Source organism: Planococcus sp. ISL-110, from assembly GCF_018613575.1.
Taxonomy (GTDB): domain Bacteria; phylum Bacillota; class Bacilli; order Bacillales_A; family Planococcaceae; genus Planococcus.
Genome location: NZ_JAGGPX010000005.1, coordinates 48,115 through 71,320 on the forward strand (window position 1 = coordinate 48,115; position 23,206 = coordinate 71,320).

At 46.3% G+C, this 23,206-nt stretch carries 27 protein-coding genes; 25 read left to right on the top strand and 2 right to left on the bottom strand.

Annotated elements, in window-relative coordinates:
• The 9 genes from aroA (at window position 1) to J7I83_RS02680 (ending at window position 7,233) form a co-directional block, all read left to right on the top strand.
• Window positions 1–1,293 carry a 3-phosphoshikimate 1-carboxyvinyltransferase gene (gene aroA, locus J7I83_RS02640; protein WP_215099140.1) on the top strand — a complete coding sequence of 431 codons (1,293 nt, stop codon included), beginning with the start codon at window positions 1–3 and terminating at the stop codon, window positions 1,291–1,293.
• Between the two features lie 76 nt (window positions 1,294–1,369).
• A complete protein-coding gene (locus J7I83_RS02645; protein ID WP_215099141.1) occupies window positions 1,370–2,623 on the top strand; it encodes a tetratricopeptide repeat protein in 1,254 nt (417 codons plus the stop codon).
• A gap of 14 nt (window positions 2,624–2,637) precedes the next feature.
• Window positions 2,638–3,201, top strand: coding sequence for a ReoY family proteolytic degradation factor (locus tag J7I83_RS02650; protein ID WP_215099142.1), 564 nt, complete (start codon window positions 2,638–2,640; stop codon window positions 3,199–3,201).
• A 5-nt stretch (window positions 3,202–3,206) separates the two neighbouring features.
• Window positions 3,207–3,659 carry a DUF2487 family protein gene (locus J7I83_RS02655; protein WP_215099143.1) on the top strand — a complete coding sequence of 151 codons (453 nt, stop codon included), beginning with the start codon at window positions 3,207–3,209 and terminating at the stop codon, window positions 3,657–3,659.
• Between the two features lie 140 nt (window positions 3,660–3,799).
• Window positions 3,800–4,303 (top strand): Rieske (2Fe-2S) protein, encoded by a 504-nt coding sequence (locus tag J7I83_RS02660; RefSeq protein WP_215099144.1) that lies wholly within the window; start codon window positions 3,800–3,802, stop codon window positions 4,301–4,303.
• A 22-nt stretch (window positions 4,304–4,325) separates the two neighbouring features.
• The gene (qcrB, locus tag J7I83_RS02665; RefSeq protein WP_215099145.1) at window positions 4,326–5,000 is read left to right on the top strand and encodes a menaquinol-cytochrome c reductase cytochrome b subunit; all 675 of its coding nucleotides are present in this window, start codon (window positions 4,326–4,328) and stop codon (window positions 4,998–5,000) included.
• Between the two features lie 38 nt (window positions 5,001–5,038).
• Window positions 5,039–5,821: a menaquinol-cytochrome c reductase cytochrome b/c subunit gene (locus J7I83_RS02670; protein WP_215099146.1), complete on the top strand. Its 783-nt coding sequence runs from the start codon at window positions 5,039–5,041 to the stop codon at window positions 5,819–5,821.
• A 61-nt stretch (window positions 5,822–5,882) separates the two neighbouring features.
• Window positions 5,883–6,494, top strand: a complete 612-nt coding sequence (lhaT, locus tag J7I83_RS02675) for a lipoprotein heptaprenylglyceryl N-acetyltransferase LhaT (RefSeq protein WP_215099147.1) — start codon at window positions 5,883–5,885, stop codon at window positions 6,492–6,494.
• Window positions 6,495–6,549: 55 nt separating this feature from the next.
• Window positions 6,550–7,233, top strand: coding sequence for a zinc metallopeptidase (locus J7I83_RS02680; RefSeq protein WP_215099148.1), 684 nt, complete (start codon window positions 6,550–6,552; stop codon window positions 7,231–7,233).
• A 354-nt stretch (window positions 7,234–7,587) separates the two neighbouring features.
• Here J7I83_RS02680 and J7I83_RS02685 read toward each other — a convergent pair whose 3' ends face one another.
• Window positions 7,588–8,454: a YitT family protein gene (locus tag J7I83_RS02685; RefSeq protein ID WP_215099149.1), complete on the bottom strand. Its 867-nt coding sequence runs from the start codon at window positions 8,452–8,454 to the stop codon at window positions 7,588–7,590.
• A 107-nt stretch (window positions 8,455–8,561) separates the two neighbouring features.
• On the opposite strand from J7I83_RS02685, the gene J7I83_RS02690 reads away from it, so the two are divergent.
• The 16 genes from J7I83_RS02690 to J7I83_RS02765 all read left to right on the top strand — a co-directional run bounded on the left by J7I83_RS02690 (window position 8,562) and on the right by J7I83_RS02765 (window position 22,963).
• Window positions 8,562–8,900 carry a nucleotide pyrophosphohydrolase gene (locus J7I83_RS02690; RefSeq protein WP_215099150.1) on the top strand — a complete coding sequence of 113 codons (339 nt, stop codon included), beginning with the start codon at window positions 8,562–8,564 and terminating at the stop codon, window positions 8,898–8,900.
• On the top strand, window positions 8,897–9,697 hold the full coding sequence (gene dapB, locus J7I83_RS02695) for a 4-hydroxy-tetrahydrodipicolinate reductase (protein WP_215099151.1): 801 nt from the start codon (window positions 8,897–8,899) through the stop codon (window positions 9,695–9,697). The genes J7I83_RS02690 and dapB overlap by 4 nt, the downstream gene beginning before the upstream one ends.
• Before the next feature lie 13 nt (window positions 9,698–9,710).
• A complete protein-coding gene (gene mgsA, locus J7I83_RS02700; protein ID WP_215099152.1) occupies window positions 9,711–10,115 on the top strand; it encodes a methylglyoxal synthase in 405 nt (134 codons plus the stop codon).
• An 11-nt stretch (window positions 10,116–10,126) separates the two neighbouring features.
• Window positions 10,127–11,269 carry an N-acetyl-alpha-D-glucosaminyl L-malate synthase BshA gene (gene bshA, locus J7I83_RS02705; protein ID WP_215099153.1) on the top strand — a complete coding sequence of 381 codons (1,143 nt, stop codon included), beginning with the start codon at window positions 10,127–10,129 and terminating at the stop codon, window positions 11,267–11,269.
• Window positions 11,266–12,399, top strand: a complete 1,134-nt coding sequence (locus J7I83_RS02710) for a CCA tRNA nucleotidyltransferase (protein WP_215099154.1) — start codon at window positions 11,266–11,268, stop codon at window positions 12,397–12,399. Before bshA ends, J7I83_RS02710 begins: the two co-directional genes overlap by 4 nt.
• A complete protein-coding gene (locus J7I83_RS02715; RefSeq protein WP_215099155.1) occupies window positions 12,377–13,360 on the top strand; it encodes a biotin--[acetyl-CoA-carboxylase] ligase in 984 nt (327 codons plus the stop codon). Before J7I83_RS02710 ends, J7I83_RS02715 begins: the two co-directional genes overlap by 23 nt.
• A 524-nt stretch (window positions 13,361–13,884) precedes the next feature.
• Window positions 13,885–14,721: a pantoate--beta-alanine ligase gene (panC, locus tag J7I83_RS02720; RefSeq protein ID WP_215099156.1), complete on the top strand. Its 837-nt coding sequence runs from the start codon at window positions 13,885–13,887 to the stop codon at window positions 14,719–14,721.
• A gap of 3 nt (window positions 14,722–14,724) precedes the next feature.
• Window positions 14,725–15,108 carry an aspartate 1-decarboxylase gene (gene panD / locus J7I83_RS02725; protein WP_215099157.1) on the top strand — a complete coding sequence of 128 codons (384 nt, stop codon included), beginning with the start codon at window positions 14,725–14,727 and terminating at the stop codon, window positions 15,106–15,108.
• 144 nt (window positions 15,109–15,252) lie between these two features.
• The gene (gene dinG / locus J7I83_RS02730; protein WP_215099158.1) at window positions 15,253–18,015 is read left to right on the top strand and encodes an ATP-dependent DNA helicase DinG; all 2,763 of its coding nucleotides are present in this window, start codon (window positions 15,253–15,255) and stop codon (window positions 18,013–18,015) included.
• Window positions 18,016–18,040: 25 nt separating this feature from the next.
• The gene (locus J7I83_RS02735) at window positions 18,041–18,211 is read left to right on the top strand and encodes a YpmA family protein (RefSeq protein WP_146556857.1); all 171 of its coding nucleotides are present in this window, start codon (window positions 18,041–18,043) and stop codon (window positions 18,209–18,211) included.
• A gap of 8 nt (window positions 18,212–18,219) precedes the next feature.
• Window positions 18,220–18,696 carry a cell wall elongation regulator TseB-like domain-containing protein gene (locus J7I83_RS02740; protein WP_215099159.1) on the top strand — a complete coding sequence of 159 codons (477 nt, stop codon included), beginning with the start codon at window positions 18,220–18,222 and terminating at the stop codon, window positions 18,694–18,696.
• Window positions 18,697–18,710: 14 nt separating this feature from the next.
• A complete protein-coding gene (locus J7I83_RS02745) occupies window positions 18,711–19,901 on the top strand; it encodes a pyridoxal phosphate-dependent aminotransferase (RefSeq protein WP_251047399.1) in 1,191 nt (396 codons plus the stop codon).
• A gap of 31 nt (window positions 19,902–19,932) precedes the next feature.
• Window positions 19,933–21,228: an asparagine--tRNA ligase gene (gene asnS / locus J7I83_RS02750; protein ID WP_215099160.1), complete on the top strand. Its 1,296-nt coding sequence runs from the start codon at window positions 19,933–19,935 to the stop codon at window positions 21,226–21,228.
• A gap of 27 nt (window positions 21,229–21,255) precedes the next feature.
• Window positions 21,256–21,957, top strand: coding sequence for a DnaD domain-containing protein (locus tag J7I83_RS02755; protein ID WP_215099161.1), 702 nt, complete (start codon window positions 21,256–21,258; stop codon window positions 21,955–21,957).
• Between the two features lie 12 nt (window positions 21,958–21,969).
• Window positions 21,970–22,650 (top strand): endonuclease III, encoded by a 681-nt coding sequence (nth, locus tag J7I83_RS02760; protein ID WP_215099162.1) that lies wholly within the window; start codon window positions 21,970–21,972, stop codon window positions 22,648–22,650.
• A complete protein-coding gene (locus J7I83_RS02765) occupies window positions 22,625–22,963 on the top strand; it encodes a YpoC family protein (protein WP_215099163.1) in 339 nt (112 codons plus the stop codon). The genes nth and J7I83_RS02765 overlap by 26 nt, the downstream gene beginning before the upstream one ends.
• Before the next feature lie 47 nt (window positions 22,964–23,010).
• On the opposite strand, the gene J7I83_RS17700 is transcribed toward J7I83_RS02765, so the two are convergent.
• Window positions 23,011–23,206: hypothetical protein (locus J7I83_RS17700; protein ID WP_251047401.1), on the bottom strand; the 196-nt coding region annotated here is incomplete at its 5' end.

The following is a 23,206-nucleotide window of genomic DNA, read 5'->3' on the forward strand; positions in this document are numbered from 1 at the left end:
ATGGCATTATCGTTGAAATATGAAAAACCATCCCTGAAGGGAAGCATTCAAGTGCCAGGGGATAAATCGATTTCCCACCGGGCCATCATGTTTGGATCCATGGCAACAGGCACGACAACAGTAGAAGGATTCCTGATGGGGGACGATTGCTTAAGCACCATTTCCTGCTTCAAGAAACTGGGAGTGAAAATCGATATTACAGATCAGCTGGTGACCATCCAAAGCGATGGGGAGGATTCCTGGGAAGAGCCTTCTGAAGTATTGGACACCGGCAACTCAGGAACCACAACACGCCTGATGCTCGGTTTATTGGCAGGGACAGGCTTTCACTCGGTTTTGGCGGGTGACGAATCGATCGCCAAGCGTCCGATGAAGCGCATCATCAATCCGCTTCGTGAGATGGGTGCGGATATTCGCGGGCGCCAGGATGGACAGTACACACCATTGGCAGTTCAAGGAACCAGGCTGAAGGCGATTGACTATACGTTGCCAGTGGCAAGTGCCCAAGTGAAATCTGCTATTTTATTAGCTGCCTTAAAAGCAGAGGGCAAGACGGTCATCCACGAGCCGATTGCTTCACGTGACCATACAGAAATCATGCTGGAACATTTTGGTGCGACGATCACGCGGGAAGACCACTTGATCAAACTGGAAGGCGGCCAAAAACTGACTGCTACCCATGTACAGGTGCCTGGTGATATTTCGTCTGCTGCGTTTATGATCGGTGCTGCCTTGATTACGGAAGGCAGCAAAGTGACCTTGGAAAATGTCGGCGTAAATCCGACGCGGACGGGCATTTTGGATGTTGTCGAAAAAATGGGCGGTATTATCGAGAAAGAAGAAATCGATACGCAGGGAGAACGCTCGGCTGATTTGATCATCTCTTCGGGCAGATTGAAAGGAATCGAAATCGGCGGGGATCTGATTCCGAGGTTAATCGACGAAATTCCTTTGATCGCCCTCATTGCGACGCAGGCAGAGGGAACGACCATAATCAAAGACGCTGAAGAGTTGCGGGTTAAGGAAACGGACCGCATTGCTGCAGTCGTCAAGGAATTATCGAAAATGGGCGCAGACATCGAAGCGACAGAAGACGGTATGATCATACATGGACCGACGGCCTTGACCGGTGCTGAAATGACTTCCTACGGCGATCACCGCCTCGGCATGATGGCGGCAATCGGTGCTTTGGCAGCATCTGGAGAAATCGTGATCGACGATCCGGACTGCATCTCAATCTCTTATCCGAACTTCTTTGAACAACTGAATTTACTGACAAATGGACTCTCCTGATGGAGAGTTTTTTATTATGATAAAGCAGATCTTTCGTGTAGGATGAGAGTAAGAATGTGAAGGAAAAGGTGATAGGATGGCTAACTTGCAAGAGATACAAAAAGCGGTGGAACAAGGAGATCCAAATCTTCTGAACACCTTATTGGACAGCTATTTGCTGCAGGGAGATCCCGATGAGCAATACGGTTTGTCGGAATGGCTGGCGGAAATCGGCTTTGTGGAAGAAGCAATCAAAGTGCTCGAGCATCTACAGTACATTTTTCCTGAAGAAGCGCAGCTGACAATCGATCGGGCCAATCTGCTGATTGACGCCGACCGGGAAGACGATGCATTGAATGCATTAATGGAAGTACCTAAAGACGATGAGCTATATGCTCAGGCACTTGTGACACTGGCAGACCTGTTCCAGCTGCAGGGCTTGCTTGAAGCTGCTGAGAACCGCTTAAACGAAGCAATTGAACTGATGCCGGAGGAACCGCTGCTGCAGCAGGCGAAAGCGGAATTGCTGCTGGATTCCGGACGCTACCTGGAATCGGCGAAAATTTATCAGGAGCTTGAAGCGCAGCAGATCGTGATTGAAGGCGTCAATCTTTCTGAACGGCTGGCCGAGGTTTACAGTGCGGGTGCTGCATATGAAGAAGCTTTACCTTATTACGAGAAAGTCCTTGAAGATCAGGCTGCTCCGGATGTTCTGTTTGGAGCAGCATTTGCGGCTTTCCAGACGCGCCAATATGAAATGGCCGTCCGCCGACTCGACGAATTGATTGGAATCGATCCAGATTACTTCTCCGCATATTTATTGAAATCGCAAAGCCTAAACATGACGGAAGATTATGAGGCTGCCTATCAGGCGATAAGCGAAGGCATCGCCAGAGACGAATTCGACAAGGAATTATACTTGTTTGCCGGCAAGTTGGCCATGAAGCTCGGTAAGGCAGAAGAAGGCGTCGGCCACCTGCGCCAAGCAATCGCTTTGGATCCGGAATACATGGAGGCCATCTACACACTGGTATCCTATTTCCATGCCGAAGAGCGGGATGAAGAAGTTCTGGAACTTGCAGATATGGTGATTGAAAGCGGTGATGATTGGGCAGGCCTTTATCCAATGATTGCCGAAGCCTATGAACGTGCTGAAGACTACAAGCAGGCTACCGTCTATTATGAGAAAGCTTACCCGGCTTTTAAAGACGACGCTACTTTCCTTAGAAAATATGCCTTATTTTTAATAGAAGAAGGAAAACGTGGAACCGCCCTCGAAATTATTAAAGAACTGCAGGTATTGGAACCGGAAAATCCAGAATGGTTCGACTGGCAGCAGTCGTTTGAATGAAAGGAGGAATTTTCATGACCGCTTCAGTGTCGATAGGTGAAAAAAAGCAATTCGTCCGTTGGTTTCTGCAATCATACAAGATGAAAAGACGCGAGTGCATTTGGATTCTTAATTACATGTTGAGCAACGAAGATCTGCTTGAAAAAACCCATTTTGTTGAAGAAGCGCATTATTGTCCGCGTGCCATGGTCATGTCCTCAACTGAATCGAAGGAAATACCGTTTCGTTTCTACAAAGGAAATCTGATGACAGCAGATGCGGAAAAGTCGTTTCACGACTTGCGCTTAAATCCTGATGATGATCTGTATGTGCAATTGAATTTCCCGAACATTCCTCCACCAGCCCTTTATTTATCGGTGCTGGAAGAAAATCCGCATATGCCCAAAAATGCTTCAGTCAATGAACAGGACCGACTGATTGCTGAAAAGATTCTCGAAGAAAGCATGTCAACCTTCCAGGAAGAAACGATCTATAAGCAAATTGATGAGGCGCTGGATGCCAATGATCGCGACCGGTTCTTTGAACTGTCAGCGATGCTCCAAGCGTTTAAAACCATAAAAAAGACGGAGAGTGAATAAGGGTTATGCATTTTATCGGAAAAGAAATGGATCAATACCTAAACCAGCAGGACTATGTAGATACAGCTGTAGTGCCGCTTCTTCAATTGGATTTAAGCGCGAATGGGATGAAGCCAAGTGCTGGAGCTTCCGAATACCTTCAAACCTTAACTGCATTATTGGAAAAGCAATTCAAAGGGCGGATACTTTTGCTTCCGCCCGTTTCTTATGCCAAAATAGCGAATCGGCAGCGAATTGCCGATGAACTTTCAGAGGAACTGAAACAGACGAAGTTCAAACACGTGTTTTATTTGACGACTGATTCGGAATGGCGGACCATCGACAGCCTAAAAAATGTTTTATGGCTGCCTGCAATTCCAATCGAAGATATGGACCAATCTTTCAAGAAATCGGTCATGGAAGACCAGTTGAGACAGGTATTGCCGCTATTTACGAAAGAATGGTCACATCATTCATGAAATGTTCACAAACTGTGTGAATACGCTGATTGCGATATTGACCTAAAGATTTGATTGATATATCATTAGGTTGTCCTAGTAATTATATTTGATTGAGTATGTCCATTGGACTGACCTTGAATGTTAGAGGGGGGAAAAGGATGAGTAATAATCGTGTATCACGACGTCAATTTTTAGGCTACACATTAACTGGTGTAGGCGGCTTTATGGCAGCAGGAATGTTGATGCCAATGGTTCGTTTTGCGGTAGACCCGATACTTCAGCAAAAAGAAGGCGGAGATTTCGTTTTAACTGATCAAGCTGTAGCTGATATCACTGAAGAACCGGTACGTGTCGACTTTTCATATGAACAAACAGACGCGTGGTATGTATCTGAAGTGACGAATTCGGCTTGGGTGTATAAAGAAGGCGATAAGTTAATCGCGCTTTCACCTGTATGCAAACATTTAGGATGTACAGTGAACTGGGCGGGAGATCCAGAACAACCGACACAATTCTTCTGTCCATGCCACGCAGGCCGTTATGAGAAAAACGGACAGAACATCGCAGGAACACCACCGCTTGGCCCACTGGACGAGTACGAAGTACAAGAACAGGATGGCTTTGTAGCTATCGGTGCAGTAAGACAAAACACATTAGTTTAATAGTTAAGGGGGTACGACACCAGTGCTAAACAAGTTATATGATTGGGTTGATGAGCGATTAGACATCACGCCTATCTGGCGTGATATTGCTGACCATGAAGTACCTGAGCACGTAAACCCCGCACACCACTTTTCAGCATTTGTTTATTGTTTTGGAGGACTGACATTTTTCATTACAGTGATTCAGATTTTATCCGGTATGTTCTTAACCATGTATTATGTACCAGATATTGAAAATGCTTGGCAGTCGGTTTATTATCTTCAAAACGAAGTCGCTTTTGGAGAAATTGTGCGTGGGATGCACCACTGGGGAGCTTCTCTTGTAGTTGTTATGATTTTCCTTCATACACTGCGGGTATTCTTTACAGGTTCTTATAAGAAGCCTCGTGAATTGAACTGGGTCGTTGGAGTTCTGTTATTCGGCGTTATCCTTGGCTTAAGTTTCACAGGCTACTTGCTTCCTTGGGATATGAAAGCTCTATTTGCAACAAAAGTTGGGATTGAAATTGCAGCATCTGTACCGGTTATCGGTGGTATGATCAAAGTTTTATTGGCTGGGGATTCAACAATTCTTGGTGCACAGACTTTGACGCGCTTCTTCGCTATCCATGTCTTCTTCTTGCCTGCAGCTTTGCTTGGGTTGCTAGCTGCTCACTTTATCATGATCAGAAGACAGGGTATTTCAGGACCGCTATAATTTAGTCCGCAACACGGATTTATTAAGGAGGGAACACTATGCATCGCGGAAAAGGGATGAAATTTGTAGGGGATTCGCGTGTTCCAGGTATGGAATTCCGTAAGCCGAATGTTCCTAAAGATTACTCCGAATACCCTGGTAAAACTGAAGCCTTCTGGCCAAACTTCCTTTTGAAAGAATGGATGATTGGTTCAGTCTTCTTGATTGGATATTTGCTTTTGACTGCCGCTCATCCGTCGCCTCTTGAAGGCCAGGCTGATCCGACTGATACAGCTTATATTCCTTTGCCAGACTGGTATTTCTTGTTCTTATATCAATTACTGAAATACGAATTCGCTTCCGGACCATTCAACGTAGTGGGCGCTATCATAATGCCGGGTCTAGCTTTCGGAGCACTTATGTTAGCTCCATTCTTGGATCGCGGACCGGAAAGACGTCCTTCGAAACGTCCATTGCCTACAGGATTCATGATTCTTGCCATCGCTTCTATCATATTCCTGACATGGGAATCGGTAGCAAACCATGACTGGGAAGCTGCTGAAGCGCAAGGGCAGATCACGCAGGAAGTTGAAATTGATACAACTGATCCAGGATATGAAATTTACTCTGCTTCAGCATGTATCAGTTGCCACGGTGATAATCTTGAAGGGGCAGTTGGTCCGACACTTGTTGGTACCGGATTGTCGCCTGAAGAAATCGCTGAAATTGCTGTCAACGGCATTCAAGCAGGCGGAGCACAAACTATGCCGCCTTCATGGGACGGAACAGATGAAGATCTGCAAGTCTTAGCTGAATTTATTTCAGGCCTTGAAGCTGAATAATAAAAGTAGAAAAGAGCCGGGAAACCGGCTCTTTTTTTCTACCCTGAAAGGAAGAAAAACAATGCTTTCCTTCGCAATTAAGATTTCTGCTTGGCTCATGTACCGCCCATTTTTAATTATGCTTTTCTTTATAAATCTGGGCGGTACGATTTATGGATACATATGGTATGGCTGGCAGATGAAAATAACCGAACCGATCTTTTTGATTTTTGTTCCAGATAGTCCGACGGCAAGCCTTTTTTTTACCATTGTTCTGGGATTATGGATTTTTGGCAAACGGAGCCGGCTGTTTGAAGCATTGGCATTCGTGACTCTGATCAAATACGGCTTATGGGCAGTCGTCATGAATTTGCTGACGCTGTGGGAGACCGGTTCAATCGGTTGGATTGGCTGGATGCTGATCGGTTCGCATTTCGCCATGGCACTGCAGGCTATTCTATATATTGAACATTTTCGTTTTGGCTGGCTGTCCGTGGCATTGGCTGCAGTTTGGACCTTGCATAACGACGTAATCGATTATGTCTTCGGGCAAATGCCAATTTACAGTACTTTGAGTGAGTATAGCAGCCAAATCGGTTATTTTACATTCTGGCTGTCGATTGCCTGTGTGATTTTCGCCTTTTATGTCGCTCATCTGAACAAAGCACAATCCGTTTTAGTTGACCAAAGTTGACTAACACAAGTAAAATAAGGGTAACAAGCAGGAAGAAAGAGGTGTTCATTTATACATGGATATGGGTGGTTATATCTTATATTTTATCCTTTTGCTGATTATCCCAATTTGGGCTCAATTCAAACTGAAAAGAACGTATGGTAAATATTCGAAAATCCGTTCTACATCCGGACATACTGGGGCAGAGGTAGCACGCATCATTTTGGATGGTAATGGTCTTCAAGATGTGAAAATTGTGGAGAGTCGCGGCATGTTGAGTGATCACTACAATCCGTTAACGAAAGTCGTTGCCCTCAGCAGCCATAATTACCATGAAGCCTCAGTCGCTGGAACCGCGGTTGCAGCTCACGAAGTCGGACATGCGATCCAGGATGCGGAAGCCTATTCGTTCCTTCGCCTTCGCCATCGTCTAGTGCCGATTGTCAATATCTCTTCGAACATGTCGTGGATTTTCATCATGATTGGTTTCTTTTCTGCATGGAGCGGGGCATTGTTGATCGGAATTATCCTTTTGGCAGCCGGTGTGATCTTCCAATTGGTGACGTTGCCGGTTGAGTTTAACGCTTCGAGCCGGGCAATGGACCAATTGCTGTCGCATAACATCATCCGAAATGAAGAAGAACGCGATGCAAAAAAAGTATTGAGTGCAGCAGCGATGACTTATGTAGCTGCCACTGCAGTTGCAGTGCTTGAACTGGCACGATTGATACTGATCTACACAAGCATGAACCGTTCATAAAAAAACGGCCCGATAAACGGGCCGTTGAGCTTGTAGACAAAAGAATATTTATGGTATTCAAAGAATGAATACTCATTTTATCGCGTTTATACTGGATTCTCCGCTCCAGGTGGACGCTTTCCGCGGACGAAGCGCTGAGCCTCCTCGTCGCAAGCTCCTGCGGGGTCTCATCACTCCGTTCTACCGCAGGAGTCGCCGCCTTGCGCTCCAAATCCTTGAGTGAAGGGATTACTAGGCTTGTTGGGGTTATACACCGCTATTCGTTTTTATTAGACTTTGTCTACAGCCTGAACGGCCCGATAAATGGGCCGTTTTTTCTATGTTCGATTTTGTAAGGCTTGCACTTTTCTACAATCAACCAATTGGCTTTTTTTCTTCATCCAGAGTAAATCCTTCGCCCATCACATCGTGGACTTCCATTAAGGAAACAAATGCGTGAGGATCCACTGAATTGATGATGTTCTTCAAGCGCACGATTTCGTTTCTTGCTACAACACAATACAGGACTTCGCGTTCTTCTTTTGTGAAGTGGCCATAGCCGCGAAGAATTGTGATGCCTCGGTCCATTTCGACGGCAATCCGGCTGGCGATTTCTTCCTGTGAGTTTGAGATGATCAATGCGCCTCGCCCTGCGTAGGCACCTTCCTGCACAAAATCAATAACACGTGCGCCAACAAAAACAGCAACCAATGTATACATCATCGAACGATGGTCGAGGAACGTCAGCCAGGATAGCATGATGACTGCTGCATCGAACATGAACATCGTTTTTCCCATGCTCCAGCCGATGTACTTTTGTGCCAGGCGCGCGAGAATATCGACTCCTCCTGTCGTCCCGCCATAACGGAAAATAATTCCTAGCCCGATCCCGACAAAAACACCGGCAAACAAAGCTGCCAAGAATAAGTCATCCTGCAAATTGATTTGAATTTCGTAGACCAGGAAAATCTTCAGGAATACGGAAACTGCTACCGTTCCGATGATGGTGTAAAAAAATACTTTCCTGCCGAGCAGTTTCCAGCCAACAAAAAACAAAGGAATGTTCAGCAGCAGATTCATCAATGCCGGATCCCAATGGAAGATGAAATACAAAATTAACGTAATTCCGGCAAATCCGCCTTCGCCCAATTCATTTTGAATATTAAAGTGAACAAAGCCGAAACTGTAAATAGCAGCACCCAGCAGAATAAAAAATATGTTTTTGATTTTAAGTTCTTTCAATTTAACTAAGCCCCTTTCTTGAATATCAACTTCTGTATTATCGTTTAATTATAGTATTTTGACAACATCGTTAGTTTTCTTTACGATTGACTGAGGAGTGTGATGATATGAACGGAGAAAAAACCATGAAACAGCTTCAGCAGGACGTTGATGAGTATATCGGACAATTCAAGGAAGGCTATTTTAGGCCGATGGAAATGATGGCCCGCATGACCGAGGAACTGGGGGAACTTTCCAGAGAAGTGATGCACGAATACGGACCTAAGAAAAAGAAGAACTCCGAGACTGAAAACAGCATCGAAGAAGAAATGGGAGATGTCTTGTTTGTCCTGATTTGTATGGCGAATTCGATGGATATCGATCTGGCACATGCTCATGACCGTGTAATAGAAAAATTCACCAGCAGAGACAAAGACCGTTGGACAAGAAAGGATGAAGACCAATGACGATTCGCGTGACAATTGCAGGAGCAAGAGGAAAGATGGGCAAGGAAGCCGTACATACAGTTATGAACAACCCGGAAATGGAGCTGGTCTCTGTTCTGGATTATAAAGAAGTAGGCAAAACATTGGCAGATACCAACTTATTTCCCTCTGCTTATACTGCACCGGTTTACGTCGATTTAAAAAAACTCTACTTGGAAACGAAACCGGATGTGCTGGTTGATCTGACCACACCGGAATTTGTTTACGAGCATACAAAACAGGCTTTGGAATTGAACATACGTCCAGTTGTTGGAACGACGGGCTTTTCGGATGAGCAGCTTGAAGAGCTGACAGCTCTATCAAAAAACTCGAAAGTCGGCTGCATCATCGCACCCAATTTTGCGGTTGGCGCGGTATTGATGATGAAGTTTGCGGAACAGGCAGCCAAGTATTTGCCAGATATCGAAATTATCGAGATGCACCATGATCAAAAACTGGATGCCCCATCCGGAACGGCGATGAAGACAGCTCATTTGATTTCCCAGGAACGTCCGATTCACGAACAGGGACATGTGCGCGAAAAAGAGACCATCGCGGGTGCCCGAGGCGCTAATTATGACGGCATGCGGATCCATAGTGTCCGGCTGCCTGGACTCGTAGCCCATCAACAGGTCCTGCTCGGTGGAGACGGACAACTGCTGACGCTTCGCCACGATTCTTTTAACCGTGGGTCTTTTATGTCAGGCGTCGTTTTATCCATTAAAACCGTAATGGGAAAAGAAGAACTTATTTATGGGTTGGAACATATAATTGTTTAAAGGAGAAGATGATATGAAAATCGCTTTGATTGCCCACGACAGGAAAAAAGATGACCTGATTCAATTTATCACAGCCTACCAGCCGATACTGGCTCAGCATACGCTGTACGCAACCGGAACGACTGGGCAGCGGGTAATTGACGGAACCGGCTTGCCGGTCATCCGTTTCCAATCCGGCCCACTCGGTGGCGATCAGCAAATTGGTGCGATGATTGCCCAGAACCAGATGGATATGGTCATCTTTTTCCGGGATCCATTGACTGCACAGCCGCACGAACCTGATGTCACGGCATTAATCCGTTTATGTGATGTCTATGGCATCCCGCTGGCAACGAATATGGGAACCGCTGAAGTGCTCCTAAAAGGCTTGGAAGAGGGCTTTGTCGACTGGCGTCTGCTCGGAGAACGAAGAGGATAGGAGAGAGCGTAGTGCGAAAAATGAAAATCGGCATCACCTGCTACCCGACAGTCGGAGGATCGGGTGTCATTGCCACTGAATTAGGAAAAATGCTGGCGGAAAAAGGGCACGAAGTGCATTTCATCACGTCCAGTACGCCTTTCCGTTTGAATAAGACCTATGCGAATATTTTCAGCCATCAGGTAGAAGTCAACACGTATTCGGTTTTCCAGTATGCACCATATGATATTGCCCTGGCGACAAAAATTGCGGAAGTGATCAAAAACGAAAATTTGGATCTAATGCACGTACACTATGCGATTCCTCATGCAGTGTGTGCTATTTTAGGACGGGATATGGCGGGGTCCGACATTGGAATTGTGACGACTTTGCACGGTACGGACATCACTGTTTTGGGATCTGATTCCTCATTGAAAGAAGCGATCCGCTATGGCATTGAAAAATCGGATATTGTCACGGCAGTTTCGAATTCATTGCGGGATCAGACCCACGACCTCATCAAACCCGATAAAACAATCGAAACAGTCTATAATTTTGTTGACGAAAGAGAGTATTTCCAAAAGGATTCTGCAGAGTTGAAGGCAAAATTAGGAATTGATGCGGACGAAAAAGTCATGATTCACGTTTCGAATTTCAGGAACGTCAAACGCGTCCAGGATGTCGTAGAGACGTTTTCCATGGCTCGTCAGCAGTTGGACTGCAAATTGCTATTGGTGGGGGACGGACCTGAAATGGTGCGGATCATCCAGCAGGTGAGGGATCTCGGGTTGGACGATCATGTGCTGTTTCTCGGCAAGCGTGATGATGTTGCCGAATTCTATAACATCAGCGACATCAAGCTTCTATTATCTGAAAAAGAAGCATTCGGCCTGGTGTTGTTGGAAGCTATGGCGTGCGGTGTTCCAGTGATCGGCTCCAATATTGGGGGAATGCCTGAAATTATCGAGTCGGGCGTCAATGGCTATCTGGTCGAATTGGGTGACATGGAGCAGGCTGCCCAATACGCAGTCGAAATGCTGAGTGACGAAACAAAGCTGCAAAACCTGCGGCACGGGGCATTGAAAACAGTATCCGATCGTTTTCATTCCTCCAAAATTCTGGAACAATACGAAGGCTTATATGAACAATTGCTGGCAAAGGATGAAGAAAAATGAAAACGGCGATAAAGGTGATTGGAAGGCTGAAAGAGTCCGGCTTTCAGGCCTATATGGTCGGTGGAGCGGTGCGCGATTTCTTATTGGGCAAAACGCCCCATGATATCGATGTTGCTTCTTCTGCTTCACCCCAGCAGGTCAAGACCCATTTCAAACGCACGGTTGATACCGGAATTGAACACGGAACCGTGATGGTGCTGTTGGATGGTGAAGCCATCGAAGTGACAACATTTCGCACGGAAGGCAGTTATACCGATAACCGCCGACCTGATTCGGTCGAGTTTGTCCAATCGCTTGAAGAAGATCTAAAGCGCCGTGATTTCACCATCAATGCGATGGCAATGACTGAACATCTGGACATCATCGATCCGTTCGGAGGGAAAAATGATCTCGGAAAAAAAGTGATCCGAGCGGTCGGCGAACCGGACGAGCGTTTTCAGGAAGATGCGTTGCGAATGCTCAGAGCAGTGCGGTTTTCAGGGCAACTGGATTTTGTTATTGAAGCGGGAACCATCAACTCCATCAAGCGCCATGCACCACTGATCCACTCGATTGCGGTCGAGCGTCTGAAGGCGGAACTGGATAAAGTGTTCGTCAATCCGCACACTCAAAAAAGCATGGAATACTTGAGAGAATCCACTTTAACGGAGTTCCTGCCTGCAGGCCATCTTTTCGAAACGGATTGGACGCAGTACACCCCAACCGGAAAATCCGGCTATGGCTGGTTCTATATGTTGTATAAGCAAAACCGACGATTTTCGGAAGTAAGGGATTATCGGTTTTCCAATGAAGAAAAGCGTCTCATTGAAAAAAGTCTGGAATTGGCAAAGCTTGAATTCTGGGATCAATGGACATTTTATCAGTATTCGATTGACCAATTAGAGATGGCTGCCCGCGTAACAGGTAAAAAGCTGGATTCTGAAGCAGTAAAGAGCCAATTGCCGATACAGTCGAAATCCGATCTCGCAGCCAGTGGACTGGATTTGATGCGATGGAGTGGAAAGCGTTCAGGTCCGTGGTTGAAGCCGTGGATTGAAAAAATGGAAAAGCTGATTGTTTACGGTGAATTAGAGAACGACAAAGAACTCATAAAGGACTGGTTTGTGGATGAATATCACCGTCACACATAAGTTAGCAAAGCGATTGATCGAGTCGAGAGGTGAAGCCGTATCCGGTCAACAATTGGCAGACGAATTCGGCATTTCCAGAACTGCTATCTGGAAACACATCAAAGAGCTTGAGGCTAAGGGTTATGTCATCGGATCGGTCAAGAAAAAAGGATATCGCATAGTCTCCATGCCGGATACATTAGAGCCGCTGGCAATTCAAACAGGATTGAAAACCAAACGGATCGGCCAGAAAATCGAATATGTCGAAAGCTGTCCATCAACTCAGATTATCGCCCATAAACTGGCGCAGGAAAGTGCTCCAGATGGCACAGTAGTGCTTTCAGAGAGCCAAACGGCCGGACGGGGCAGAATGGCCCGTAAATGGGATTCTGCAGCGCAAAAAGGTGTTTGGATGAGCATTATCCTGCGGCCGGACGTAGTGCCTCAAAAAGCACCGCAATTTACGCTCGTTACGGCCGTAGCGGTCGTCAGAGCGATAGAGGAAGTGACCAAACTGCAGCCGAAAATCAAATGGCCTAATGATATTCTGCTGAGCGGCAAAAAATGTACCGGCATCCTGACAGAGTTGCAGTCTGACGCGGATGGCATTCAGGCTTTGATCATCGGCATCGGATTGAACATCAATCAGGAAAAAGAAGATTTCGATCCGGCAGTGCAGGAAATTGCGACTTCACTGAAGATGGAAAGTGGGGAAACGGTAAGCCGCCAGAAACTTGTTCAGTCCTTGCTGTATTATATGGAAATCTATACACAAATGTATATTGAAGAAGGCTTTGGCATGCTGAAAATTATGTGGGAAAGCTACTCGACCACCATCGGACAGCCGGTTCGGGCACGGATGACGAATCAGACGCTTGAAGGCATCGCTGAAGGAATCACCGATGACGGTATCCTGCAATTGCGGACAGCAGATGGCAAGCTTCACGGCATTTATTCAGCTGATATTGAAATGACCAACTAGAGGGAGCCGAATTCATTATTAGGATACTATTTTGGACATTCCACAAACCAGCTCCGCTTTCGGGCCCACAGGATATGGGTCATGCAGCTGCCAAGGGCGCGCGCCAAGCCGCTTCGTCGCTGCGCTTCTGAGGGTCTCTTGGATATCGCTACACTGCTCCCGCGGGAGTCTCGATCTGTAGGTGTTAGCACGCCTCTCAGAAGAAAGAGTGGAAGACAGCGTAAAACCTTCTGCTCACGGCCCGCCTGCCTAGAGCGATTTCTTCAAACCTTAATACACATAACTCACCAAGCGTGGAATATGTTTTTTTCTGGATTTCTGGTATAGTGTTTTTAACGGGCAGTATCGCTTGTGAACTGCACCGACCAACCGCAACACACCCAAAATTCATAGTAATCAGTTCTGCCTTGATCACTTACACGACAGGGACGGAGGAAACCAAACGCACATTTACTGTCCTTCTGTCTTTTTTTTTCGGCGGAAGGGCTTTTTATATGGTTTTCTTCCCGAGAGGAGAGAAAAAATTGTTGATTTTACAGACGGTGGGCGAACTGAAAGAATGGGTTCGCAAAACTAAACAAGCAGGCCATAGCATCGGCCTGGTGCCGACTATGGGTTTTTTGCACGAGGGGCATCTGTCTTTGGTGGAAAAAGCTAAAGCAGAAAATGACCAAGTTGTCATGAGCATTTTCGTCAACCCGGCTCAGTTCGGGCCGAACGAGGATTTCGACCGTTACCCGAGAAATCTCGAGCGCGATCAGCAGCTGGCTGAAGGGGCGGGTACCGACGTCATTTTTGCGCCCAGCGTGGAAGAAATGTACCCGCGTGAAAGCCAGATTAAAATTAGTGCAGGAAAACAAGCGGACGTACTTTGCGGAGCTAAGAGACCCGGCCATTTTGATGGAGTGCTCAAAGTGGTTTCCAAGCTGTTTCATTTAACTGAGGCAGATCTGGCGTATTTCGGACAGAAGGACGCTCAGCAGCTGGCTATCATCGAATCCTTAGTGGAAGATTTTAATTTTCCGATGGCGATCCGAAGAGGCAAAACCGTCCGCGAAGAGGATGCCCTGGCAAAAAGCTCCCGCAATGTTTATTTGAGTCCAGCTGAACGGAACGAAGCGCCTCATTTGATAAAAGCATTGGAAATGGGCAAAATCTTATTTTTGCAGGGGAAGGATCCAATCGAGTCGATGACTGCTTACTTGACTGAACACACATCCGGTAAAATCGATTATATTGAACTGCTCGATTATCCGACGCTGACGGCTGAGATTCAACACAATGCCATTCTGGCTTTGGCCGTTCAGTTTGAAAAAGCACGTTTGATTGATAATATCATTTTCAACCCAAAGGAGAACTGACCCATGCTCAGAATGATGCTCAATTCAAAAATCCACCGTGCAACGGTGACAGAAGCCGATTTGAACTATGTGGGAAGCATTACCATCGATCAGGACCTGCTCGATGCCGTTGGGATGCTGGCCAATGAAAAAGTGCATATCGTCAACAATAATAATGGTACCCGTTTCGAAACCTACATCATTGCCGGAGAACGCGGCAGCGGTGTCATCTGCGTCAACGGAGCGGCAGCGCGTCTCGTGCAGCGCGGGGATATCGTCATCATCCTGTCGTATGCTTATGTCATGAACGAAAATGCCCGTGACCACAAGCCGACTGTTGCCATAATGGATGCCGACAATCAAATTAAAGAAATCATCCATTACGAACCTGAAGCGACCATCATGTAAACAGCACAGCCTCCAAAAATTTTCGGAGGCTGTTTTTCTTTTGGCTGAAGGCATAGGGGAAAAATGAATTTTCATCTTGAAAGCGGAAAACGGCAGGATATGTTACAATTTTTTTAGGCAATCACCTAAGAAAGAGGGGCTAAAATGAACACGCAAAAGTATGTCGTTGTCGATATTGAAACAACGGGCCATTCCCCTGCAAAAGGTGACCGGATTATTCAACTGGCAATGGTAATGATTGAAAACGGTGTAATCACCGATACATATACGAAATTTATCAACCCGGGGCGAAATATCCCATTATTTATACAGGACTTAACGAATATTACAGAAGCCGACGTGGCAGAAGCCAGAGCTTTCGAATTTTATGCAGAAACAGTTTACGAAAAAATGCAAGATGCTATTTTTGTTGCGCACAATACCAATTTCGATTTGCCATTCCTACAGGCAGAGTTAAAGCGCAGCGGCTTGCCGAAATGGCAGGGAATTACAATGGATACGGTCGAATTGGTCCGTTTGATGTATCCGACTGCATTCAGCTATAAATTGCAGGACATCACGTCAGAGCTCGGGATTCCATTGGAAAGTGCTCATCGTGCAGATGATGATGCCATGGCGACCGCGCTGTTGTTTCTGCGTGCTAAAACTGACATGGAATCATTGCCATACGATACATTGGCCTTTCTTCATAAGCGGTCTTTCCAGCTGAAATCGGATCTTTCCCGTCTGTTCTTCGAAGTGACACAGAAAAAGAGAAATGCCCAAGCCGATCAGTTTGACCGGTTTCAGGGAATTCCCCTTAAACCGCGAACTCTATTTGCATCCGATGCGAAACAGCCGGACTCGCTGCCGCGTGATTGGCGGCAGGGGCTTGAAACGGTTTTTCCGAATTTTGAAAGGCGACCGAGCCAGTACGGCATGATGGCTTCAATTGAGGATGCGTTGACACATAAAAAAGAACTGGTCATCGAAGCTTCGACAGGTATGGGCAAAACCATTGCCTATTTGCTGCCAGCTGCAAATTATGCCCTTGAAAGTGGAAAACAGGTCATGATCAGTACCTATACGACCCACCTGCAGGATCAGCTTGTCCAGAAGGAGGGACGGATGGTCGAGGCCTTTATCGGTTCACCGGTCCGCATTTCATTGATCAAAGGTTTATCACATTACATCGATTTGGCCCGCTTTGTTGAATTGCTGCAGGGCGATGATGAATCCTATGACGAGACGTTCACTATCATGCAGGTGCTGGTCTGGTTGACCGCTACTGAAACCGGTGATTTAAATGAAATCAATTCATCGAGCGGCGGCCAGTTTGTGCTGGATAAGATTCGGCGTTCCCATATACGCAAGCTGTCCAAGCAGGAAAAAAAGGCTGATTTCTATGAGTTTGCACTGAAACAGGCACAGCATGCCCATATTATTGTCACCAATCATGCTTTTTTGCTGAACCAGCATTTAAGTAAGAAGTCGATTCTGGCCAATGTCGATGCCTATATATGGGACGAAGCGCATCAAGTTGTCCAGGCTGCAGTCTCGCAGCACGAAAAAACCTTTGTCTATACACAATGGAAATATATTTTCGGCCAGATCGGCAGTTTGGACGATCGGCAGTTGTTTGCCGCGCTTTTCGAGGCAGCTGACCGGACCGGTTTTTCGAATGTTCCCGAATTGCTTAAGCTGGAATCGCTGTTCCAGAAGTTCATATCGCTGTTCGACGAGGTTTCAAACCTGTTGGCAGCAGAGTTTGTGGCGAAGTTTGCAGCGAGCCGCCACAAGAAGAATGCATCGCTTTTGAGTGAGCTGTCGCTCGAAGACAGCCGCTTCCTGGAAATGCTGCGTTATTTGAATGAATGGATCGATCTGTCGCAGCTCATTTTGCAGAAAGCTGAGCGTTTGACGGAAAAAACCATTCAGGAACAGTTAACACTGGCAGACTGGCGTTATTGGACAGAGGAATTGATGGTCAAGGCGGTCGAGTTCAGTGAAATTTTCGTTTTTCCGCTGACAGACGAAGTAAGCTGGATTGAAGGCGATTTGAGAAGTTTGCCGACCAGTTTGTCCTTATACAAGCGGCCGTTTGCTGTGGCATCTTTGGTGGATAAAGTCGTCGCTTCCGCACGTGAAGACAAAGCCATCATCTGGCTGTCCGGAACGATGACAGTTCCGGCTAATGATCGCTTTATTGTCAACCAAATCGGCATTCCGCAGCACGTTCCGATTTTAAAATTCGAGCCGCCAAAGGATTTTTATCAGGGTGCGCATGTTTATATCGTCGAAGACATGCCTGATATCCAGCAGGTACCGCAGCATGAATACATCGAATCGGTGGCGGACGCGGTGATTCAGACCGTGATTGTGACAGAAGGCCGTTGTTTCGTGCTGTTTACGTCACAGGATATGCTCCGGAAAACCGTAGACTTGATTCAGGATACGGGCTTGCTGGACGATTACATGCTGTTTGCTCAAGGCATTTCGTCAGGCAGCCGAATGAAGTTATTAAAATCGTTCCAGCGTTTCCAGAAATCGGTGCTGTTTGGTACGAATAGTTTCTGGGAAGGCGTCGATGTGCCGGGGGATGCGCTTCGTGCAGTGGTAGTGGTGCGTTTGCCATTCACTTCACCGGACGAACCAATCTTCAAGGCGCGGTCTGAAATCATTTCACGTGAAGGCATCAATCCGTTCCTGCATTACGCCTTGCCTGAAGCGGTGCTTCGTCTGCGTCAAGGGTTCGGCAGGCTGATCCGCTCGAAAAATGACAAGGGTCTGTTCATTGTGCTGGATCGCAGAATCGAGACAAAATCATATGGCAAGGAGTTTATAAGTGCTTTGCCGAAAGTCCAAGTATCCAAAGTGTCTTTAGAAAAGATGGTAACCGATATTGAAGCTTGGTATAATAAGCAATGATATAAACGAAAGGAAGGGCACATATATGGAATCTAAAATTGAAGTGATCTCTACAGTGGAACTTACGTATCAAACAGATTTATATAAAGTGGTGGACGCCTTGAATCGTACCTTGAAAGACAAGAATTTAATGTTCGGACTTGCGCTTGACAAAGAAGATTCTGAAAAAGCGATTTTTACAATATATAAAACATAGGTGATGGAATGAGACAATGGATCACATTCATACTCGGTTTCCTCTCTTTTCTGGCAGTTGCCATCATCATTTTGGTTTTATTCCTCGGCAACAAACCCTATTCGGAAACGGAAGGACAGGCAATTGACCGTGCCAAAAGCGAGCAGTTGATTGAAGAAGTGGAACGCGCTTATGTCTATACCAACACATCGGCTTCCGTAACAGTGCTCGGCACGAACAGCAACGGTGAATTAACCGCTGTTTTCGTTCCTGAAGGCGAGGGCGAAATGCAGGCGACTCCACTGAAAGACAAAATAACTGCCCAGCAGGCACGTGAAATGGCCCTTGCCGAAATGGATGTCAAGGAAATTCTGCATACCAAACTCGGTATGGAAAGCGATGGCCCGGTGTGGGAAATCGCATTTCTGAACGAGGAAGACAGCTTGAATTATGTCTATTTGTCAGCAAGTGACGGAACCTGGTGGAAACGCATATTGAATTTGTGAAAGGGTGGAAAAATTTGATCAACTTAGCAAATCGTGTACAAACATTAACACCTTCTACAACTTTGGCAATCACTGCAAAAGCGAATGAATTGAAAGCTCAGGGAGTAGATGTCATCGGCCTTGGTGCCGGGGAGCCGGATTACAACACGCCAGCGAATATCCTGGAAGCTGCCTATCAGTCGATGAAAGAAGGCAAGACGAAATATACACCAGCAGGCGGATTGCCGGCATTAAAAAAAGCCATTATCGATAAATTGCAAAGAGATCAGCAGCTGAGCTACAAGCCGAATGAAGTGATAGTCGGCATCGGTGCAAAGCATGTTCTTTATACTTTATTTCAGGTGTTGCTGAACGAAGGTGACGAAGTGATCATTCCAATTCCGTATTGGGTCAGCTATCCCGAACAAGTGAAACTGGCACAGGGCGTTCCGGTATACATAGAAGCGACGGCCAGCCAGGAATACAAGGTCACTCCTCAGCAATTGCGAGAAGCTGTGACAGACCGGACAAAAGCAGTTATCATCAATTCGCCGAGCAATCCGACAGGCATGATCTATTCCAAAGAGGAATTGGAGGCGCTGGCGGAAGTTTGCCGCGAATTCGATATCCTGATCGTTTCGGACGAAATCTATGAAAAATTAATCTATGGGGATGTTGAACATACTTCAATTGCCACTCTTTCGGAAGATGCAAAAAACCGCACCATTGTGATCAATGGCGTTTCAAAATCGCATTCGATGACGGGATGGCGCATCGGCTATGCTGCAGGTGATGCTAAATTGATCAAAGCTATGACAGACCTGGCGAGCCATTCCACATCGAATCCGGCAACCACTTCACAATACGCGGCCATTGAAGCCTATAATGGGCCACAGGACACAGTAGAGGAAATGCGCCAGGCATTTGAAAGACGCTTGAATGCCATTTTCCCTAAACTGCAGGCGATTCCAGGATTTACGGTCATTCGGCCCCAAGGTGCATTCTACCTGCTTCCGGATGTTTCGGAAGCTGCAGCGAAAACCGGCTATGCATCGGTTGACGACTTTGTGACGGCTTTATTGACAGAAGCGAACGTAGCGGTTATTCCGGGCTCAGGATTTGGTGCGCACTCGACGATTCGCTTGTCTTACGCCACATCGCTTGAAACCTTGACGGAAGCCGTGGAACGGATCCATCAATTCGTGACATCGAAATGGAAAGACTAAGACAACACTATTCTTTGGAGGCTATCGCTGGATGAAAAAAATCACCATTGCCGAAATGGCTAAATATAACGGACAAACAGTAAAATTAGGGGCTTGGATCGCCAACAAGCGTTCAAGCGGAAAAATTGCATTTCTTCAGCTGCGCGACGGTTCTGGATTTGTACAGGGCGTTGTCGTAAAAGCCGAAGTGGGCGACGAAGTTTTTGCGGCAGCCAAGGCGCTGACGCAGGAAACGTCTCTTTATGTAACGGGGGAAGTAAAAGAAGATGAGCGTTCCGCATTTGGCTACGAGCTGGCTGTAACGGGTATCGAAGTGATCCAGGAAGCGAAAGATTTCCCGATCACACCAAAAGAGCACGGGACGGAATTCTTGATGGACAATCGCCATCTATGGCTGCGTTCACGCAGACAGCACGCCATCATGAAAATCCGCAACGAAATCATTCGTGCAACTTATGAGTTCTTCAATGAAAACGGCTTTGTGAAAGTGGATCCTCCAATTTTGACGGGTTCATCTCCGGAAGGGACATCCGAATTGTTCGCAACGAAATATTTTGAAGAAGACGCATATTTGTCACAGTCCGGCCAACTGTATATGGAAGCTGCTGCAATGGCGCTTGGCAAAGTATTTTCGTTCGGTCCAACTTTCCGTGCCGAAAAATCGAAGACTCGCCGCCACTTGATTGAATTTTGGATGATTGAACCTGAAATGGCGTTTGTGGAGCACGCGGAAAGCCTGGAAGTACAGGAACAATTTGTTTCCCATATTGTCCAGTCCGTATTGAACAACTGCAAATTGGAATTAGAGCGTCTGGAAAGAGACGTATCGAAACTTGAAAAAATAAAAGCGCCGTTCCCGCGCGTTTCTTATGATGACGCCATCCAATGGCTGAATGCCAATGGCTTTGATGACATTAAATGGGGAGAAGATTTTGGCGCACCGCATGAAACAGCGTTGGCGGAAAGCTATGATATGCCGATCTTCATCACCAATTACCCGATCGGCATCAAACCATTCTACATGCAGCCGCATCCAGAACGTGACGATGTCGTGTTGTGTGCAGATATGATCGCACCGGAAGGCTATGGTGAAATCATCGGTGGATCTGAACGGATTCATGATTATGAATTGATGAAACAACGGATTCAAGAACATGGTTTGGATGAAGAGGCCTATGCCTGGTATTTGGATTTAAGCAAATACGGAGCCGTTCCGCATTCTGGTTTCGGCTTGGGGCTTGAACGGACAGTCGCATGGATCAGTGGCGTGGAACACGTCAGAGAATCGATTCCATTCCCTCGTCTATTAAACCGGTTATACCCATAAATAAATGAATGGAAAGGTGGTTGGGATATGAAACAACCTAATCGGCTGCAAACTTGGATCGAGCAGGGGAATGTTAACATTTCCCAGCTTTTTTTTCAGTTTTATAAAGAACTGAAGATCACAGACGAAGAAGCTATGCTGCTCATGCACATTCAGGCATTTCAACAAATTGGAAACCAATTTCCGACGCCTGATGAAATCGGTGCACGCATGATGACTTCGCAAAAAAGCGTAACGACCATGCTGCAGAAACTGATGCAGCAAGGATATTTAGCTATTGAACAAACGACTGAAAATGACGTGCTGACGGAAATTATTTCTCTTCAGCCTTTATGGGACCGCTTGTTGGACTGCGTCTTCAAAGAACAGCATGAAGTAAAGGAAAACACCCAAAAGGAATTAGAAGGAGAGATCTTCCAGCTGTTCGAGCAGGAGTTTGGGCGATTCCTGTCCCCCATGGAAATTGAGACAATTTCGATGTGGATGGACCAGGACGGCCATACGCCGGAAGTGATCCGGATGGCGCTGAAAGAAGCGGTCATTTCGCAAAAAATCAGTCTGCGCTATGTGGACCGGATCCTATTCGAATGGAAAAAGAAGAACATTAAAACCTCTACACAGGTTAACAAACACGCAAGCTCATTCAGAGAGAAAAATATCCGGATTCAGCCGACAGAGAACGTTGCGAAAAAAGTTCAGTTTTATAATTGGCTGGAAGACCGCAATTAGAAGGTGAAATAAATGATGTCTAAAAAAGAATGGCTTGCCTGCCTAGAAGAGATGGATAGGATGTTTCCGGATGCCCATTGTGAATTGGTCCACCGCAATCCATTTGATTTATTGATTGCGACACTCCTTTCCGCACAATGCACGGATAAGCTGGTGAACCGTGTGACGGCTGACTTATTCCAGAAATACCATAGACCTGAGGATTACGTGTCGGTTTCTTTGGAGGAATTGCAGCAGGATATCCGTTCGATTGGTTTGTTCCGCAATAAGGCCAAGAACATCCAGGCACTTAGCCGGATCCTGATTGATGAATATGGCAGCATCGTGCCTGCTGACCGGGACCTCTTGATGACATTGCCGGGAGTCGGACGTAAAACGGCCAATGTGGTCGTTTCTGTGGCTTTTGGCATTCCGGCATTGGCGGTGGACACCCATGTAGAACGGGTTGCCAAACGCCTGGGCTTAAATCGATGGAAAGACAATCCACTTCAAGTGGAAGAAACCATCATGAAAAAAACACCGGCAGATGACTGGTCGAAAACACATCACCAAATCATTTTTTTTGGCCGCTACCACTGCAAATCACAAAATCCTGGATGCCACATCTGCCCCTTGTTTGACAGGTGCCGGGAAGGGCAGAAACGCGAGAAAAAAGGACTTGTTAAACGTGAAATCGTCACAGAAGTTAACTAAAGAACAGCTGGAACCGTATTTTCTTGAATGGGACAAAGTTGCGGCAGATCTGGCCAACCTGCATAGACAACGGGACAAACGATCGAAAGAGGCCATGCTGGCAGGCCTTGAGGTGTACAGCGACTTATTGGCTCATTGCCGGGAGGCGTTGCAGGATAACGAATTCCAGCCGCTGAACGGCTCAGAGCGGCTATCGTTTGTCGAAGCTTCTCTTGGAACGTATGCTGCTTACCGTCAAATGGATGAGCTGTTTGCAGAACTAAAGAAAATCATCGCCAGAAAGCGAATCGAAATTAAACGTTTAAATGAATAGAATGGGAAAACCCCCGAATGCCAATGCATTCGGGGGTTTTTGATGGATTAGTTATTCTCTTCGTTGCTGACATCGCCATCTTGGCCATTATCATTACCGTTTTCGTTGCTGTTGTTGCCATTGTCGTTTCCATTGCCATTATTGGAATTGTTGTTCCCGCTACTGTTGACAGGAGGCGTTTCACTTTCTTCTTCTTCAGTTGGATCTTCGGGTACATCAATCGGCTCTTCTTCAGCTGGCTCT